Source organism: Gimesia maris, assembly GCF_008298035.1.
GTDB classification, from domain to species: domain Bacteria; phylum Planctomycetota; class Planctomycetia; order Planctomycetales; family Planctomycetaceae; genus Gimesia; species Gimesia maris.
On the sequence record NZ_CP042910.1, the window covers coordinates 7,160,745 to 7,177,552 of the forward strand.

A 16,808-nucleotide genomic window follows, 5' to 3' on the forward strand; every position below is an offset into this window, starting at 1 on the left:
CACCCTGATTTGGTGGGGTCGGTAATGTTTCCCGCGTCTGAATGCTTTCCCTGTCAGTCTCCCGTTGTCTGCGACAACCCCGAATTACATTCGGGGCTACCCGGTTGGGATTATTTTATGGTGTTACATCGGCACCGTCGGTCAAGCCGAGCGGTGGCACACGGACGTCTGATCTGGTAAGACACATTGCAGTTTATTATTGAGGATACCGTGTGCCACGGTCCGGCTCGTCCGGCCGTGAAAAACAGTTGACGGACACCACTCGGCAGACTCAATCAAAGCCAGACAATCTCACTTAAGTAAGATGCGTCAGCAGGCTAATTTCCATAATTCTGAAGTGTTATCGATTTAAATATCTCCCGTTACAACACAAATTTTCACGCAATCTGCCATTAAAACCCTCTCTTTCACCAGTTCCCACCGGTATTCCCACAATTCCCGCCTGAAACCCTTCGCGCTGCCGAACTTTCGTTTCATAATGCGGGTCAATCCTGTTGGCTGGTCCTGTTTCTTTTTCTATTGATGTCTGATGTCCCGCGGTGATGTGAATTCGGCTGCTGCTGACGCTGGTGCTGCCAGTGTGGCTTCGACTGCTGCGCTGTCGGAACTGCCGAAACTGATTTCACAGGCGATGGCCGGCGACCAGTTTCGCTTCTCACAACGACTGCGATCGATCCGGCAGGCACAGAAAAGTAAAAAGCCGTTCGATAAAAATCTGCAGCGGCTGCGGGAGGAACTGGAGAAATCACTGGCCCGCCGCGACGAACGGCTCAAGCGCTGCCCTAAAATCACGTTTGACCAGAGTCTGCCGATCCATCAGGAACTGGCGACCATTCAGAAGACGATTGAAGAGAACCAGGTGGTCATCGTCTGCGGAGAAACCGGCTCGGGGAAATCGACGCAGCTCCCCAAATTACTCCTGTCGATGGGACGCGGAATCAGCGGCATCATCGGGCATACTCAACCCCGCCGGATCGCCGCCCGCTCGGTTGCCGCCCGTATCTCAGAGGAACTGGGCCGTGAACAGGGAACCGCCTGTGGCTTCAAGATTCGCTTCACCGACACCACGAACCCGAACACCTACATCAAGCTGATGACTGACGGCATTCTGCTGGCGGAAACTCAGACCGACAGCTTCCTCAATCAGTACGATACGATCATCATCGACGAAGCACACGAACGTTCGTTGAACATCGACTTCCTGCTCGGCTTTCTCAAACGCCTGCTCCCCAAACGCAGAGACCTGCGGGTGATCATCACCTCGGCGACGATTGATGCGGAACGCTTCAGCGAACATTTTGCCGGCAGCGAAGGACCGGCGCCGATTCTGAATGTCTCGGGACGGACGTATCCGGTCGAGATTCGCTATCGTCCCTTTGATGATGAACCGGCTGGTAAAGAGGCGGGCAAAGAAACGGGCAATAAATCGCAGAACAGTTCCCGCGATGAACAGTCACAACTGGCGGATGCGGTCAACGAACTGGCGGCCATTGATGACGGCGACATCCTGATTTTTGTCGCGACTGAATGGGATATTCGTGAGACAGCCAAACTGTTACGCGGTCGATCGATCATCGGCGATGATGGCGGACGGCAGACTGAGATTGTGCCTCTCTACGGACGACTGTCGACGGCGGAACAGAACAAGGTCTTTCGTCCTTCCTCGTATCGGCGGATTGTGATTGCAACCAACGTCGCAGAATCGTCGATCACAGTGCCCGGCATCCGCTATGTGATTGATACGGGGCTGGCACGCATCAGCCGTTATTCGAGTCGCTCACAGGTGCAGCGTCTGCCGATTGAAGCGGTCTCGCAGGCGTCCGCCAATCAGCGAGCCGGTCGCTGCGGTCGTGTCGCACCGGGGATCTGTATCCGACTCTACAGCGAAGCCGACTATAAGAGCCGCGATGAATTCACGTCGCCCGAAATCCTGCGCACCAACCTGGCGTCGGTCATTCTGCAGACGCTGAACATGAGGCTGGGCGCGATTGAAGAGTTCCCGTTTATCGATCCCCCCAAGCCCACCGCGATCCGCGATGGCTACAGTACGCTGTTCGAACTGGGAGCGATTGACGAACAGAACCGGCTGACCGACATTGGCCGCAAGATCAGTCGCCTGCCGGTCGACCCGCGTATCGCACGCATGATTCTGGCGGCACACGACGAAAACTGTCTGCACGAAATCCTGATCATCGCCGCAGCCCTGGAACTGCAGGACCCGCGAGAACGACCGATTGAAAAACAGCAGGCCGCCGACGAAGCCCACGAACAGTTTCGCGACCCCGATTCGGATTTCCTCAGCTTTCTCAAACTGTGGGACTTCTACCACAAGTTGAAAGAGGAGCAGTCACACAGCAAGCTGCGACGCGCGTGTGTGCAGAATTTTCTGTCATACAACCGGCTGCGGGAGTGGGCAGATATCTTTCGTCAACTGCGTCAACTGGTGGAAGAGAGCGGGATCAAACCACATCCGCGGAAAGACGATTCGGCGGCCATTCATCGTGCGCTCTTGCCCGGCCTGCTGTCGAACATCGCCATGCGTTCGGACTCGCACGAATACACGGGAGCAGGACAGCAGAAGTATTTTCTCTGGCCTGGCTCGGGAATTTTTGAGAAGAAGCCCAAGTGGATCATTTCCGCCGAGCTGATCGAAACCAGTAAACGCTACGCGCGAACCGTCGCGAAGATTTCGCCCAACTGGATTGAGCCGGCGGCGCCGCACCTGGTGAAGAAGAGCTGGAGCGATCCCCGCTGGAACGGCGAAGCTGCTTCAGCAGTCGCTGCGGAAAAAGTGACGCTGTTTGGATTGACCATCGTGCCCCGTCGCTCAGTGCATTATGGCAAGATCGATCCCGAGCATTCGCGGACCCTGTTATTGCAGTACGGCCTCGTCGAAGGTGACATTAATATCAACGTCGATTTTCTGGCGCACAATCAGAAATTCATCGAAGATCTGGAACAGCAGCAGGCCCGCTCGCGTCGGTACGATTTGATTCCTTCGCAGGAACAGCAGTTCGCCTATTATGATCAGCGAATTCCCGAAGACGTGTATGATGGTGTGAGCCTGAAGAAGTGGTGGAAAGTCGCCAGCCTTAAAACGCCGACGCTGCTGAATATGCGGCTGGAAGATTTTTTCGATACGCAGTCGGAAGAGATTGACGAAGGCGAATTCCCGGACGCGATCAACATGGGCAAGATGCAATTCCCGCTGGAATATCATCTGGAGCCGGGTGCCGAAGAAGACGGCGTCACCGTGTCGATTCCGCAGGAGAGTCTGAACCAACTTTCACCGCAACGACTGGGCTGGCTCGTGCCGGGACTGCTGGAAGAAAAAGTGGCCGCGATGATCAAGGCGCTGCCTAAAGCGGTTCGCCGCATGCTGGTGCCAGCACCTGAAACGGCAAAGCAGGTCGTCAGTAAACTGGAGTTCGGCAAAGGGTCGTTTGAAGAGACGGTGGCCGAGATGCTGTCGCAGATCTCCGGCGAGCGGATTACCGCCGACCAGTTCGAGATCCAGCGTCTGCCTCAACATCTGCAGATGAATATCCGCGTGCTCGACCAGGGGGGCGACGCGATCGCCGTCAATCGGAATCTGACTCAACTGCGACAGGAATATGGTTCGAAAGCCGCCAGCAGTTTTACGGCTCTCTCCGATGATCACTGGAGCCAGTCTGGCCTGACGGACTGGACGTTCGGAGATTTTCCGGCAGAGGTGCAGATTCAACACGATCAGCTTTCGCTCACCGGCTTTCCGAGTTTAGTCGATGAACAGACCTCCGTGGCGCTCTGCCTGCGGGATGCGCCCGAACGGGCCGCTTATGAAACGCGGTTTGGTTTGCGAAGGCTGTTCATTCTGTCGGAACACAAGCGGTTGAAAGCCCAGGTCGAACACTTACCCGACCTGAACCGGATCTCATTGTACGCAACCGCAATCGGCGGGATCAATTTGCGGGAACAACTGGTCGAACTGCTGGCAGAACGGACCCTGTTTGGCAAGAAAGAACAACTGCCAAGAAACGAGGCCCAGTATCGTCAGCTGGTGAAAGAGTGGCGGAACCAGATTCCGGTCGCCGCGCAGGATCTGGCGAGTCTGCTGCCGGGACTGTTTGAGCAGTATCACAAGATGAAGGTGACACTCGATAAAACCAAGGTACCCGCGTGGAGCGAGCCGCTGCATGACATGCGGGCACAACTGAATGCGATGATCAACAACCGCTTCCTGGTCAGCACGCCTTACCCCTGGCTGCAACAGTTCTCCCGTTATCTGCAAGGCATGGAGATGCGGCTGAGCAAGCTGGGGGGAACCGGCCTCAAGAAAGATATCGCGAACATTCGCAGTATCTCACGTTACTTCGAATTGTATTCACAGCGGGCCCGGCAGCATCACGAACGGGAGATTGTGGATCCGCAGCTGATCAAATTCCGCTGGATGCTGGAGGAACTACGCGTGTCGCTGTTCGCCCAGAAGCTGGGGACGGCCTTGAAGGTCTCGCCGAAAATTCTGGATCAGCAGTGGGCGGCGGTGCGAGACTGATTTTTTCTGCTACCACGAAAAACACGAAACCACACGAAAAAAACAAGGGGTGGTACCGAATGCAATTCGGTACGAGCGCAGCGAGCAGGAAACTGACAGAGTCAGCGATCATTTCAGGTAGGAAAATCGCATTCGTTTGAACATCTTCACTCTCATTTCCTGTTGTCTTCGACAATCCCGGATTACATCCGGGACCACCCGAGGTTGTTGTAATGTATCAGGTTTGAAAGTGTTACCCATGTGTCCGAACGGCTGTTACCCATGTGTCCGAACAGCTTGTTTAATCCCTTGATCCATAAAAAAAGCCGGCCCCCGAAAGAGCCGGCTTTTCACTGTATCACTTTGACGTGAGAATCAACTATTCGCCGCGGAGTCGTTTGCCGAGCTTGGCGATTTCGGCTCCCAGTTCTTTACGGGCTTCGCCGAGACCTTCCGGTGTCAGGTTACCGGTTTTGAGATAGTCGAGCACAATGTCTTCGGCTTTCATCAGATCTTTGCAGGCGTCAGCAACTTCGGAAGCGATTTCGGTCGGGATCGTGGTCACGCCGTTCAAATCGCCGTGCAGCAGGTCACCGGGATAAATGGGGATGCCGCCAACGGTCACGGGGACATTCACCTGCAGCGTGTGGCAGTAACCGTGGGCACAGTTGGTGCCGTTGGTGAAAGCGGGGAAGTCGAGGGCTTCGACCTGATCCAAGTCGCGACCGGCACCTGATGTGATGATGCCTTTGGCACCGTAGGCTTTGTAGGTGGAGCACATGACTTCGCCGAAGGTGGCGGACGCGGTGGGTTCGTCGATGTCCTGGTAGACGACAACGGGAGCACCGGGCAGAGATTCGAACGCAGCAACCTGAGCATCGAGGCCGGAATAGACGTCGCCGCTGCGGGGAGGCGCCATGCTGCGGAAGGTGGACGTCAACGCATAGCCGACCATGGGAGGCATCTTGGGAAAGCAGGCTTTGATCGAATCATTCATATAGCCGGTATTGCGGGGGCGAATGTTCCAGAGTTCGATCACGTTGCAGACGGTAGGGGTGTCGTATTTGGCAAGTTCTTCAAGAGCAGCAGCAGAGAGGCCTTCGGTGGACATGTCATTCTTTCTGTTGAGGTTAAATGAATTAGTGGAGTGTCATTTTCAAATTTTGGGTTGATCGATTTCATGAGAGTGCGACAACGGAGCACGTAAACAACACCTGCAACTCTCAATTTCCAGCTTGATAAAGCATTAGTGTGGTGCGTTAAAAACGGGTGTCAGATTCTGTTCCGCGTCGAAAGCCAGTTCGAACGGTCCGGCAATGATTTCCAGATCGTCGCGACTGTTGATTTCCTCCAGGTACGTTTCACTGACGATGACTTCGCTCAGTTCGAGTGTGTCAAATATCTGTACGATGCGGCTGGCTTCGGGAGAAACCAGGCCGATAGTCTGCAGGGCCGCCTCAATGGCTTCGCGGTCGGTCGGGTAGGCCAGCGGTACCATGGCTGCGGTCGGGTGACTACCAGTATTAGCGTTAATCCGGGTGATTTTCCAGTCCACGCTGGCAACCGTGCGTTCATTCGTGAATTCAGCCAGACCGATGCCACAGGCATTGCCGTGTGTTTCTTCCGTCAACCCGCGAATCATGATGCGTTTGACTGAGACCGCATCGCGTTCGGTGGCAGCGTGATCGTTAAACTTGCGACCGATGACGCAGGCATCCATTCCCGAACCACTGATGTTTTTCCCGATGCGATCGACGATCAGCAGGTCAGTCTGCGGGAAAGGAAGACGAGGCAGCCAGTCGCGGGCAATGTTGAGCAGCGCTTTTTCCCGTTCGTAAAACTTTTCAGGGGGCACGGATTCGATGAGCGCGGTCTGATCGTAGGAGTTTTCCACAATCGCCAGCCCGGCGACGACCGAGCATTTCTGCAGAATTGATTTGGCAACCGCGTTGATGATTTCTTCAAAGCTGATGTCTTCGATCGCACGGTGATAAATTTTGGCCCCCTCATGTTTGCCCAGGCCGATGAGCATCATCTTATGCAGGCCGGATTCAATGTCGCCGACAAAACGGGTGTGCGGCTTCACGCGCCCGCAAATCAATACATGGTCGGCTTCATAGGCGTGCTTGTCGAAATGGACGGGAATGCCGTGCGAGGTGGTATCGACGATGACCGTTTCCATCGACGAGCGAACTTCCACTCCCATCGTTTCCGCTGTAATCCCATAAGCGGCAATCACTTCGGTCTGTCCCTCAGCGGTTCCACCGCCATGGCTGCCCATCGCGGGCACGATGAACGGGACCGCTTCGAGTGATTTCAGAAAGTCGACCGTGGTCTTGATGATCAAGGCGATATTGGCGATGCCTCGACTGCCAACCGTGATCGCGACAGTCTCTCCCGGTTTGACTGTCTTCTCCAGATTGAGCTTCGCCAGTTCCGCATGAACCGTTTCAGCCACGTTCTCAATCCGAGAGGACGGGAAGTTCTGGCGGACTCGGTAAACTTTGGGAAGTGTCATATTCATGGCAGCGCTTCAGTTTATCAGGGAGTCAGATCATTCGATCGATCGGGGTTTACTTTATCCTGGCAATCTCTCCACCCGTATTGGCGGAACGGTGTAATGTGAAGAGTCTGTTATTGTACGTGATTCATGCCGGATTACGCTACATTCGCGGGCTCTCACCGGTCAGAATAGTTCAGAACAGCCTGGTCGGAGCGAATGGCAAATGGAGGGTTGAGAAAAGTCTTGTCCTAAACCGTTAATTCCGATAACTTAACGATTCTGATTTGGAACATTGATCAGCAGGTCGAAACTGGATGTCGAACCTTGTTGCTGCAAGGAAGCAGGATATGAGAAAAAACTTTGAGCGGATCATTTTTGCTGTTTCCGTTTGTGTCTTAAGTGGTGTGCTGTTTATCCAGGGAATCCTGTATCTGAAGGACCTGGGTCTGGTGGAAGGAAGTACTCCCGTCGCTCTCGCCTTCCCACAGGAGACACGCGCTATTGCTGCTGAGCCTGCGAATTCAGAAGCGGAGTTTCAGGAAGGTCATTTTCCGTCGGAAACGAATCTGGAGCCTGTAGAACTGGCACTGGCAGAAAGTGAAGATCTTGCAGGAGACTCTGCAGAACTGACGTCGGATGATGCTACCGTCAATGGTCCGTTGTTACGAACTCCGGGTGCCATCAACAATGAGCTTTCAGAGGACATTGTAGAACAGAGTGATCCTGAGCCGCCGATGCTGGCAAAACCGATTCAGGATTTTCTGCAGACCCCGGGTCCTTTGATGCCCCCCTTGAATGCAGAACCTCTGGCCGATTCACAGAAACGCTCTGACGCGCGCGATGATAAGATGACGCGTTCGATTATCCGCGAACATCTGCCCGAAGCAACGGACGAAGAATTACAGATCTGGTTTGAAGAGTTGCGGGGCGTGCCTCACAAGGTGGCCTCCGATTTACTTTCGATTCGTAAACTGCTGCAGCCCAAAGGGGCCATGCGCGGCATGCAGGACAAATGGGTGCAACTGGAGCCCAGCTTTGAAGTCGCCCTGCCTCAACAGCCCGTCTCTTCCACACAAAAAGTATTATCGGATCAGTCCGGGTTCATCGGGTTTTCATCCAAGGCGGACCGGGACGAACTGCAGCAGCGACTGCGACCAACGGTCGACGCATTGCGGCTTTCGCGTGATGTGATTGTGAATAATATCGCAAATGCCGGGACGATTGGATTTAAACGGCTGTACGTGGAATTCGAATCGCTGCCTTATGAATATGTCAAAACGCCGGCGAGTGAAGAAGCGGAAACCGAACCGCCAATCGCGGTGGGCATGGGAAGCCAGGTTCTGCAGACGCGAATTTCTCAGACGAGTGGCGAACTGCTGAAGACGGGGCGTGAACTGGATATCGCCATCGAGGGGCAGGGCTTTCTGCAGGTTCGACTGGGAGAGACAACCGCCTTTACCCGCACAGGACGGCTGATATTTGATGAAGACCGTCGTTTATGCATTCGTGGTTCACAGCATAATTATCTGATCGTACCTGAAATCAAACTGCCGGCCGAAGCACATTCCATCCAGATTTCCGAATCGGGCATCGTGACCGCATTACTGGCAGACGTTGCGGAAGAAGTAACCGTAGGCGAACTGCAAATCGCCTGTTTCACCGATCCTAGCGAGCTGTTTCCACGGGAGTCCTGTCTGTTTACGACCACGCCTCGCGCCGGTGCGGCGCGGGTACTGACGCCGGGTGCAAAGGGAGCAGGCCTGGTTCGATCTGGCGTGCTGGAAGCATCCAATGTCTCAATCACAGAAGAACTGGAGCAGCTGTCTCTGATCAAGCAGCGGCTGGATGCCTTGAAAACGGTTTACCTGACCGAGCCCGATGAACCGGTGCAGGCGGATCTGGGTCTGCCGGCAGAACGGATCGCCCGGCCGCAAGCTCAGCAGTTGCAGCAAGGCAATCGTTCGATCATCAAATGAATGAGTCGTGCGTGTTCAAGGAAAGAGTTTCTTCAGAGTCTGATGCCTCTGGTAGAAACCTTCATCAAACAGATCGAGCAGTTTTGATTCGGTAATCAGGAAACCGAGCAGGCCCCCCGGTGGCTCAAACTCCAGTCGATCGATGAGCGTGATCTGGTTTTCACCGGCGGGTACGATGTGGTGTTCGTGGGTGTATGATTTCAGCGGACCCGAAATCTGCTTTTCGGTGAACAGCGTGGGTTCCTCGAACACGATGATTTCATGTGTCCCTTCCTGCACTTTGCCGAAGCCCTGAATCTGAAATTCCAGGATGGCGCCCTTGTACAATTTATCCGGTTTTTTCGTGAATGACAGGCCGGTATCAGGAGGGCTGATCTTCAGGATGTTTTCGGTATCAATCAGAAAATCAAACATTTCCTGCGGTGTGGCATTCAGTTGAACGCTGGCTTCAAAACTCGCCATGAGGTCTCTCTTTCGACATTCGACGCGGATAAATATACTCTATGACAGTCCGGAATTAAGAACGTGTCCTGATTCCGTGTGTATCCTAGCTGAATCGGGCTCGGATGACGAGTCCACACAAACAGAGAGTCCCTCATTTTCGCGAGGGCTGCTCGTGTCTTCAAGATAAAATATCATGCAGTTTCCCCGGGAAATCCTACAACAGTGCTGGTTTCTGGCTGGTCCCACCGCGTGTGGCAAGACTGAACTCAGCCTGCTGCTGGCAGAACATCTGAACGCCGAAATCCTGGCGATGGACTCGATGTCGTTGTACCGAGGGATGGATATCGGGACCGCCAAAGCATCTGCTGCCGAGCGCGAACGGGTGCCCCACCATCTGCTGGATCTGATTGATCCCCATGAAAAATACAGTGTCGCAGAATACTTTACGGCGGCGGATGCATGCTGCCGTGATATCGTGGATCGGGGAAAAACACCTCTGTTTGTGGGCGGGACCGGTCTGTATCTGCGGGCGATTTTGCGGGGAGTGTTCAACGGGCCTTCCGCAGACTGGGATTATCGCAGCGAACTGGAGTCCTTCGCAGAGACAGAAGGGAATGCAGCCCTGCATCAGCGACTGGCGGCCGTCGATCCGGTTTCTGCAGAGAAATATCATTTCAATGATGTCCGCCGCGTCGCCCGCGCATTGGAAGTCTATCATGTGACCGGCGTCCCGCTTTCCTCTCAACATGCAGAAGATGTGCTGACTCCCGAGGAATGTCCGGCACACGTGTTCTGGTTACTGCCGGACCGGGAATGGTTGTATGACCGGATTAATCTGCGCGTCGATCTGATGCTGGAAGAGGGCTTGCTGGACGAAGTCAAACAGCTACTCGCCGCTGAAGTCCCCATGGGTCGTACGGCGCGGCAGGCACTGGGTTATAAAGAGCTGATCGATTACCTGGAAGGTGTGTGGTCCTGGGACCGGGCAGTCGAGATGCTGAAACAGCAGACGCGACGCTTCGCCAAACGCCAGCATACGTTCTTTCGCAACATCACCGAGTGCCGCGAAATCGATGTTCATCCTGAAGACAGCCCACAGGACCTGTTGCAGAAGATTCTGAAATACGAATGATTTTTTTCTACCACGAAAAGTACGAAACTACACGAAAACCCGTTGGTAAGCTGAAAGAATCAAAGGTACTTTGATCTGGATCTGTTATTTTTTCAACAGATTTTTTAAGAATCAACTTACGATTCATCTGAAAACCCAAAGATGCCAGTCTTAAATTTCGTGTGTTTTCGTGTCTTTCGTGGTAGTAAATCACAAAACAAATCGCTTCACAGTCGCTTTGGGATGCGAACCGAAGTTGACCAGTAGACCGAGTTTCAATTCGGTCGCTTTCAGATAGTTGAAAATCTGTGACTGATGTTCGATGGCGATTTCTTTGACTGCTTTGAGTTCGACAATGATGGAGTCATAACAGATGAGATCGGGCTGATACATCTGAGTCAGTGGCACGCCTTTGTACTTTAATTTTAATGTCGGATGAGGACGAAAAGGGATTTCCCGAGTCAGCAGTTCGCGTTCCAGGCACTCCTGGTAAACGGCTTCCAGAAAACCGGAACCCAGTTCTCGGTACACCTCAAACACCGCTCCCTGGATGGCGTAACATTCCTGTTTGAACATCAGCTCCGGCATAAAAGTTCTTTCTTTTTTTGCTACCACGAAAAGTACGAAAACACACGAAAAATTTCGTTGGTAGCCGGGAACACACAAAGTTGCTTCGAACTAAAAAATCTGTTTTTCCCTTTTACCTGATAAGCTCACTCTTCTGCCTGATCTCATCGGCTTCGAATTATCATTCTTAAATTTCGTGTGTTTTCGTGTCTTTCGTGGTAGTAAATCAAAAAACCGACACATCTGTATAAACATACACAATCAAATATGTGCTTTCAATCAATGGTATCTGGTGACTGCGTTTTTGTGTTGCCGGTGAAAGGCTTTGGAACTTGTTTCCCCGGCAAGGTGGCTAAGTGGCGGGGAACTCTCTATAGTGTTCTGCAACGCTTTTGAGCTGATATAGTCTGCTGTTGAAGCTGGTGTTCGCGCCGGCGTTCAACTGTTTCCATATTCACCAAGACTCCATTATTAATTGTGTGTGATCCATGATGACAGATGAAAAAGTATTAATTCAGGTAGGCCACAGTCCCGATCCGGACGATGCCTTTATGTTTCATGCTCTGGCCAACGACAAGATCGAAACTGGTAAGTATCGATTTACTCACGAGTTACAGGATATTGAATCGCTGAATCAGCGGGCCTTCAATGCCGAACTGGAGCTGACTGCTGTCAGCCTGCACGGTTATGCCTACCTGACAGATACCTATGCGATCTGTTCCTGTGGCGCCTCGATGGGGGACAAATATGGTCCCATGGTTGTCGCCCGTGAAGAGTGGAGCATTGACGACCTGCGGGGCAAAAAAATTGCCATTCCCGGCAAGTTGACTACCGCGTTTCTGGCACTCAAATTACTGCTGGGCGATGACTTCGAATACGAAGAACATCCCTTCGATGAAATCCTGAACCTGGTCGAACAGGGCAAGTTCGATGCGGGTCTGATCATCCATGAAGGCCAGCTGACATACGCTAATCAGGGATTGAAACTGGTCGTCGATCTGGGCGAGTGGTGGTACGAAGAAACCGGTCTGCCTCTGCCCCTCGGTGCAAATGCGATTCGCAAAGACATGGGCCAGGAGATGATGGAAGAAGTTACCGCCATCCTGAAACGCAGCATCGAATATGGCCTGGAACACCGGGGTGAAGCACTCGACCATGCTTTACAGTATGGTCGCGATCTGAACCGGGACAGCGCTGACAAATTTGTCGGCATGTATGTCAACGACTGGACGCTAGACTTCGGCGAAAAGGGACGGGAAGCCGTCGCGGAACTGCTGAAGCGGGGTTACGAAGCGGGCATCATCCCTAACCCGGTTAAACTGGAATTCATTGGTTAAGACTTCGATGACAGTCTGCGAGAATCATCTTGCGGGCTGCCGTTGGTTCAAAATATAGAGAAGGTGGTATGTGATGAGTCAATCCAGCTCATCCGGATATCTGCAGAGCCTGTTCGGCCTGTCGGGTAAAACTGCAGTGGTCATCGGTGGTACCGGCGTATTAGGTGGCGCCATCGCCGAGACTCTGGCACAGGCAGGCGCGCATGTGGTAATCGTCGGCCGCAACGCAGAAAACGGAGCCGGCCGTGTCAAGATGATTGAAGAACTGCAGGGAACTGCGGAATTCTTCAAAGCCGATTCTACCAGCCGCGAGGACCTGGAAGCACTGGTCGCGCACCTGAAAAGCAACGACCGCACGACTGACATACTCGTCAACGGCGCGGGCATCAATGCAGCGACTCCATTCCTGGAAATCAGCGATGAAGAGTGGGAGCAGATCTTCCGCGTGAATCTGCTGAGTGTCAAAGTCGCCTGCCAGGTATTTGGTCAGTCGATGCTGGACAACAATGTCGCGGGTTCGATTATCAACATCGCCTCCATGAGTGCTATCACGCCGCTGTCGCGCGTGTTTACGTATTCTGCTTCGAAAGCAGCGGTTTTGAATCTGACGCAGAACCTGGCCCGCGAATGGGCGGAGCGGAACATTCGCGTGAATGCCCTTTCCCCCGGCTTTTTTCCTGCAGAACAGAATCGAAAAGTGCTGACACCAGAGCGGGTTGCGAGTATTATGAATCATACGCCCGCCAATCGATTTGGTGCCCCGGAAGAACTGGCGGGGGCCGTGCTGCTGCTGGCAGCAGCCAAAGCCGGCAGTTTTGTGACGGGAACGAATGTCGCCGTCGATGGTGGATTTTCCTGCATGACTATCTGATTCTCTGTGAGGCGGGGCGGCTACTGAAGCCGCCGGTCTCGCAAAACGAGCTTAAGGAGCATTGAGACTTGGATCCGATTTCCATTGAACCTGGTCAACGCTATCTTGCTCGTATCAACCCGAAACGCATTCCCCATATCTTCACCGATGTACTGATCATCGGCGGTGGGATCGCCGGTTCGCGGGCAGCGCTGGAGATTGATCCGCGGCTGGAAACGATCATCGTCAACAAAGGCAAAGTCTCGCAGTCAAACAGCGCCTACGCACAGGGTGGCATCGCAGGTGTGCTCGACCCGCTGGATAACATCACCAATCACATCCAGGATACCCTGGCAGCCGGCAAGGATCTCTGTGATCAGGATCTGGTGGAACATGTGTGCCGCGAGGCGCCACGACATATTCAGGAACTGGTGGAACTGGGAGCCGACTTTGATACCGAAGACGGCAAGATCGCACTCACCAAGGAGGGGGGACACAGTCATCGTCGCGTGGCGCATGCACTGGGCGATGCCACAGGCAAAGAACTGATGCGGGCGCTTGTCCTGGCGGTCAACAGTCGCCCTTCTCTACAGACCTGGACCAAAACGCCGACTATCGACCTGGTTACAGTCGAAGGGGAATGCCGGGGCGCGATCATCTGGAACCGCTATCATGGCAAAACCCTGATCTGGGCCAAGCAGGTGATTTTAGCGACCGGGGGCGCAGGCTGTCTGTTTCGTGAAACGACCAATCCTCCCCTGGCGACCGGTGACGGACATGCTCTGGCGTTTCGCGCGGGAGCGCTGCTGCAGGACATGGAATTCATGCAGTTCCATCCCACCGTGCTCTACATTGCCGGCGGTGCCCGTTACCTGATTTCCGAAGCCGTACGTGGCGAAGGCGCTTATCTGCGAGACTGTAACGGCGTGCGGTTCATGTCCGATTATCATCCCGATCTGGAACTGGCACACCGTGATATCGTGAGCCGGGCCATTACCGATCGCATGTTGAAAACCAGTCATTCCTGTGTGTACCTCGATTTGACCCACCTGGAGAAATCGCTGGTCAAAGAGCGATTCCCCAACATCAGCAAAGTCTGCGCGAGCTTTGGTCTGGATCTCTCGAAAGATCAGATCCCCGTTCGACCGGGTGCGCACTATATGATTGGGGGCGTGAAGACCGATCTGCAGGCACGGACATCGGTGCCGAATCTGTGGGCGGCGGGGGAAGTGACTTCCACCGGACTGCACGGCAGCAATCGGCTGGCATCGAACAGTCTGCTGGAAGGTTTGATCTTTGGCGCAGCAGCGGGACGCGGTGCCTCGCAGGCGGCGTTGAACCAGCCGGACCAGTATTCAGCATCCCTGCTGCCCGACTGGGATATTGAAAAACGTTCCGACGAAGATTTAAACAGCAAGGACCTGCGAAACTCACTGGCCAGCCTGATGTGGCGCGACGTGGGCATCACCCGCAGTGCCGATTCATTAAAAAATGCGATGGACAAAGTCGATTTCTGGGACCGGTATGTTGTAGATCGTGAATTCAAAACGTTGACCGGCTGGGAACTGCAGAACATGCTGCTGGTCTCGCAGTTGATGATCAAATCCGCGATTGAACGTCGGGAAAGCCGCGGCGTACATTTTCGCAGTGACTACCCGGAAACCGATCCCGCGTTCCAGAAACATATTTCCGTCATCTCAAACCGTTGAACCACTTGTCTGAGGAAGGATGAGCCATGCTGCCTGGTATCAAACTGTTCGATTTAACTGGTCGTGTCGCCATTATTACCGGAGGTTCCAAGGGTCTGGGTTCAGCGATGGCGGAAGGTCTGGCTTCAGCAGGCGCGAACTTACTGCTCACCAGTCGTAACCAGGATGAAGTTGAAGCGACGGCGGCTCAGATTCAAGCCGATTACGGGAACAAAGTAATCGGGATGGCCGCCGATGTGACCGATCCAGACCAGGTGACCGCCATGACCGAACGGGCGATTTCGGAGTTCGGCAAGATTGATATTCTGATCAATAACGCGGGCATCAATATTCGCGGTCCCATTGATGACATCACCCTCGAAGAGTTTCAGGATGTCCAGAATGTGAATGTCACCGGCCCCTGGTTGTGCGTGCGTTCGGTGGTTCCACACATGAAGAAAGCCCAATACGGAAAGATCATCAACCTGGCGAGTACGCTGGGGCTGGTGGGAATGTCCAACCGCACGCCATACACTTCCAGCAAAGGCGCCATGGTGCAGATGACGCGGGCACTGGGACTGGAACTGTGTGAATACGGAATCACCTGTAACGCGATCTGCCCGGGACCGTTTCTGACGCCCATGAATGAACCGTTTGCGGAAACCGAAGAGATCAAGAAATTCATCGTGGGCGCCGTCGCAATGAACCGCTGGGCACGGATGGAAGAGATCCAGGGTGCGGCAATCTTTCTGGCCAGCGATGCGTCCAGTTATATGACGGGCAGCATGGTCACCGTCGATGGCGGGTGGACTGCCCGCTGAGTGAGTTGAGGTGTGAATGAGTGCTGATGTAGAAACCACGTCTGTTCAAATCAACCAAAAGAACAGACGGATTCTCATCCGCCGTGGTCTGATTGCTGCTCTCATTGCAATTTGCGCTTTGGTCGTCTGGTCGGTCTTTCTGGTCATACGATTTCATTCAAATGTTTCTGCCTTCCAGAAGCAGAAGGCGCAATTGCTGGTCTTCGACGAGAATGAAGCGGGGGAAATAGCGATTCACGAATATGGCACAATGCCAGGTCCCGCTTTTATTCCCAGGCCTTTTCTAGATTATCATCGTTCTGTGAGCTGGATGGATTGGCAGAGGCAGCCTGACAGCAGTCCCGAGGAGATCGATGCGCTGTTTGCTCTGTTACCGGAGTTTCACAAGCTGAAAGAACTCTATTTATCTGGTTTTCAGATTGATCAAAAACGTGCCGTTGAGCTGACGCAAATCCCCCAGTTAAGACATCTGACAATCGAGGCATCCCAGTTTGAAAAATCAAGCCTGACAGATCTGCTAAAGAAAAAAGGACTGGAAGGTATTAGCCTGGTAGATTCGACTTTTGAGGAAGAAGAACTGGTTATACTCAAGCAGGCTGCAGCAAAAGAAACCTTAACTCGTTTATTCCTCTCAAATTGTCAGGTCAACGATGACACAGCGGCAGTCCTGTCCGAATGCCGCAATCTGGAAATCTTACACCTGGATGGGACGCAGATTACCGATGTGGGTCTGAAAATGCTGGCACGACTGCCACATTTAAAAGTGCTGGTGCTCGATCATACAGCCGTCACTGACGCCGGGGTAAAATATCTGTCTGCCACCCCCGAGCTGGTGGAGCTAAGTCTGAGTAATACCAGTGTTTCCGATGACGTACTGGACTCACTTAAACAGGAAATTCCCGCCTTACGTATCTCTGATGACTGAACGTACTGGAAGCTCTCAGGAAATACCTGAAATAATGTGTGGTCATTCTCCCGCACTGAACTTTTTGCGACAG

At 53.5% G+C, this 16,808-nt stretch carries 12 protein-coding genes; 8 read left to right on the top strand and 4 right to left on the bottom strand.

All coding sequences use genetic code 11. The features are described 5' to 3' along the window. Positions 1-529: 529 nt before the first annotated feature. Positions 530-4,534 carry an ATP-dependent RNA helicase HrpA gene (gene hrpA, locus GmarT_RS26640; RefSeq protein ID WP_002644492.1) on the top strand — a complete coding sequence of 1,335 codons (4,005 nt, stop codon included), beginning with the start codon at positions 530-532 and terminating at the stop codon, positions 4,532-4,534. A 358-nt stretch (positions 4,535-4,892) separates the two neighbouring features. Here the strand turns inward: hrpA and GmarT_RS26645 are convergent, their stop codons facing one another. Continuing rightward, entirely contained in the window at positions 4,893-5,624 is a 732-nt protein-coding gene (locus tag GmarT_RS26645; protein ID WP_002644491.1) for an RraA family protein, read from the bottom strand. Between the two features lie 135 nt (positions 5,625-5,759). After that, positions 5,760-7,037, bottom strand: a complete 1,278-nt coding sequence (locus GmarT_RS26650; protein WP_002644490.1) for a nickel pincer cofactor-dependent isomerase, group 22 — start codon at positions 7,035-7,037, stop codon at positions 5,760-5,762. Between the two features lie 326 nt (positions 7,038-7,363). Here GmarT_RS26650 and GmarT_RS26655 point away from each other — a divergent pair, with 326 nt between their 5' ends. Then, positions 7,364-8,992: a flagellar hook-basal body protein gene (locus GmarT_RS26655; RefSeq protein WP_002644489.1), complete on the top strand. Its 1,629-nt coding sequence runs from the start codon at positions 7,364-7,366 to the stop codon at positions 8,990-8,992. Positions 8,993-9,007: 15 nt separating this feature from the next. Here the strand turns inward: GmarT_RS26655 and GmarT_RS26660 are convergent, their stop codons facing one another. After that, a complete protein-coding gene (locus tag GmarT_RS26660) occupies positions 9,008-9,454 on the bottom strand; it encodes an SRPBCC family protein (protein ID WP_002644488.1) in 447 nt (148 codons plus the stop codon). A gap of 175 nt (positions 9,455-9,629) precedes the next feature. On the opposite strand from GmarT_RS26660, the gene miaA reads away from it, so the two are divergent. Next, positions 9,630-10,568: a tRNA (adenosine(37)-N6)-dimethylallyltransferase MiaA gene (gene miaA / locus GmarT_RS26665; RefSeq protein WP_002644487.1), complete on the top strand. Its 939-nt coding sequence runs from the start codon at positions 9,630-9,632 to the stop codon at positions 10,566-10,568. Positions 10,569-10,757: 189 nt separating this feature from the next. Here miaA and GmarT_RS26670 read toward each other — a convergent pair whose 3' ends face one another. Beyond that, positions 10,758-11,135: a GxxExxY protein gene (locus GmarT_RS26670; RefSeq protein WP_002644486.1), complete on the bottom strand. Its 378-nt coding sequence runs from the start codon at positions 11,133-11,135 to the stop codon at positions 10,758-10,760. Between the two features lie 467 nt (positions 11,136-11,602). Between GmarT_RS26670 and GmarT_RS26675 the strand changes: the two genes are divergently transcribed. The 5 genes from GmarT_RS26675 (at position 11,603) to GmarT_RS26695 (ending at position 16,735) form a co-directional block, all read left to right on the top strand. After that, a complete protein-coding gene (locus tag GmarT_RS26675; RefSeq protein ID WP_002644485.1) occupies positions 11,603-12,451 on the top strand; it encodes a menaquinone biosynthesis family protein in 849 nt (282 codons plus the stop codon). A 73-nt stretch (positions 12,452-12,524) separates the two neighbouring features. Continuing rightward, a complete protein-coding gene (locus GmarT_RS26680) occupies positions 12,525-13,322 on the top strand; it encodes an SDR family oxidoreductase (RefSeq protein WP_002644484.1) in 798 nt (265 codons plus the stop codon). A gap of 68 nt (positions 13,323-13,390) precedes the next feature. Further along, the gene (gene nadB, locus GmarT_RS26685) at positions 13,391-15,010 is read left to right on the top strand and encodes an L-aspartate oxidase (protein WP_002644483.1); all 1,620 of its coding nucleotides are present in this window, start codon (positions 13,391-13,393) and stop codon (positions 15,008-15,010) included. Positions 15,011-15,036: 26 nt separating this feature from the next. After that, complete coding sequence (locus GmarT_RS26690) at positions 15,037-15,810, top strand: SDR family NAD(P)-dependent oxidoreductase (protein ID WP_002644482.1); 774 nt, start codon at positions 15,037-15,039, stop codon at positions 15,808-15,810. A gap of 16 nt (positions 15,811-15,826) precedes the next feature. Further along, the gene (locus GmarT_RS26695) at positions 15,827-16,735 is read left to right on the top strand and encodes a leucine-rich repeat domain-containing protein (RefSeq protein WP_002644481.1); all 909 of its coding nucleotides are present in this window, start codon (positions 15,827-15,829) and stop codon (positions 16,733-16,735) included. The last annotated feature ends 73 nt before the right edge of the window (positions 16,736-16,808 follow it).

Coding starts and splice junctions, on each gene's coding strand:
- GmarT_RS26650 (WP_002644490.1), bottom strand. CDS start 7,037: ATGAATATGACACTTCCCAAAGTTTACCGAGTCCGCCAGAACTTCCCG.
- hrpA (WP_002644492.1), top strand. CDS start 530: ATGTCCCGCGGTGATGTGAATTCGGCTGCTGCTGACGCTGGTGCTGCC.
- GmarT_RS26670 (WP_002644486.1), bottom strand. CDS start 11,135: ATGCCGGAGCTGATGTTCAAACAGGAATGTTACGCCATCCAGGGAGCG.
- GmarT_RS26655 (WP_002644489.1), top strand. CDS start 7,364: ATGAGAAAAAACTTTGAGCGGATCATTTTTGCTGTTTCCGTTTGTGTC.
- GmarT_RS26690 (WP_002644482.1), top strand. CDS start 15,037: ATGCTGCCTGGTATCAAACTGTTCGATTTAACTGGTCGTGTCGCCATT.
- miaA (WP_002644487.1), top strand. CDS start 9,630: ATGCAGTTTCCCCGGGAAATCCTACAACAGTGCTGGTTTCTGGCTGGT.
- GmarT_RS26695 (WP_002644481.1), top strand. CDS start 15,827: ATGAGTGCTGATGTAGAAACCACGTCTGTTCAAATCAACCAAAAGAAC.
- GmarT_RS26660 (WP_002644488.1), bottom strand. CDS start 9,454: ATGGCGAGTTTTGAAGCCAGCGTTCAACTGAATGCCACACCGCAGGAA.
- GmarT_RS26680 (WP_002644484.1), top strand. CDS start 12,525: ATGAGTCAATCCAGCTCATCCGGATATCTGCAGAGCCTGTTCGGCCTG.
- GmarT_RS26675 (WP_002644485.1), top strand. CDS start 11,603: ATGATGACAGATGAAAAAGTATTAATTCAGGTAGGCCACAGTCCCGAT.
- GmarT_RS26645 (WP_002644491.1), bottom strand. CDS start 5,624: ATGTCCACCGAAGGCCTCTCTGCTGCTGCTCTTGAAGAACTTGCCAAA.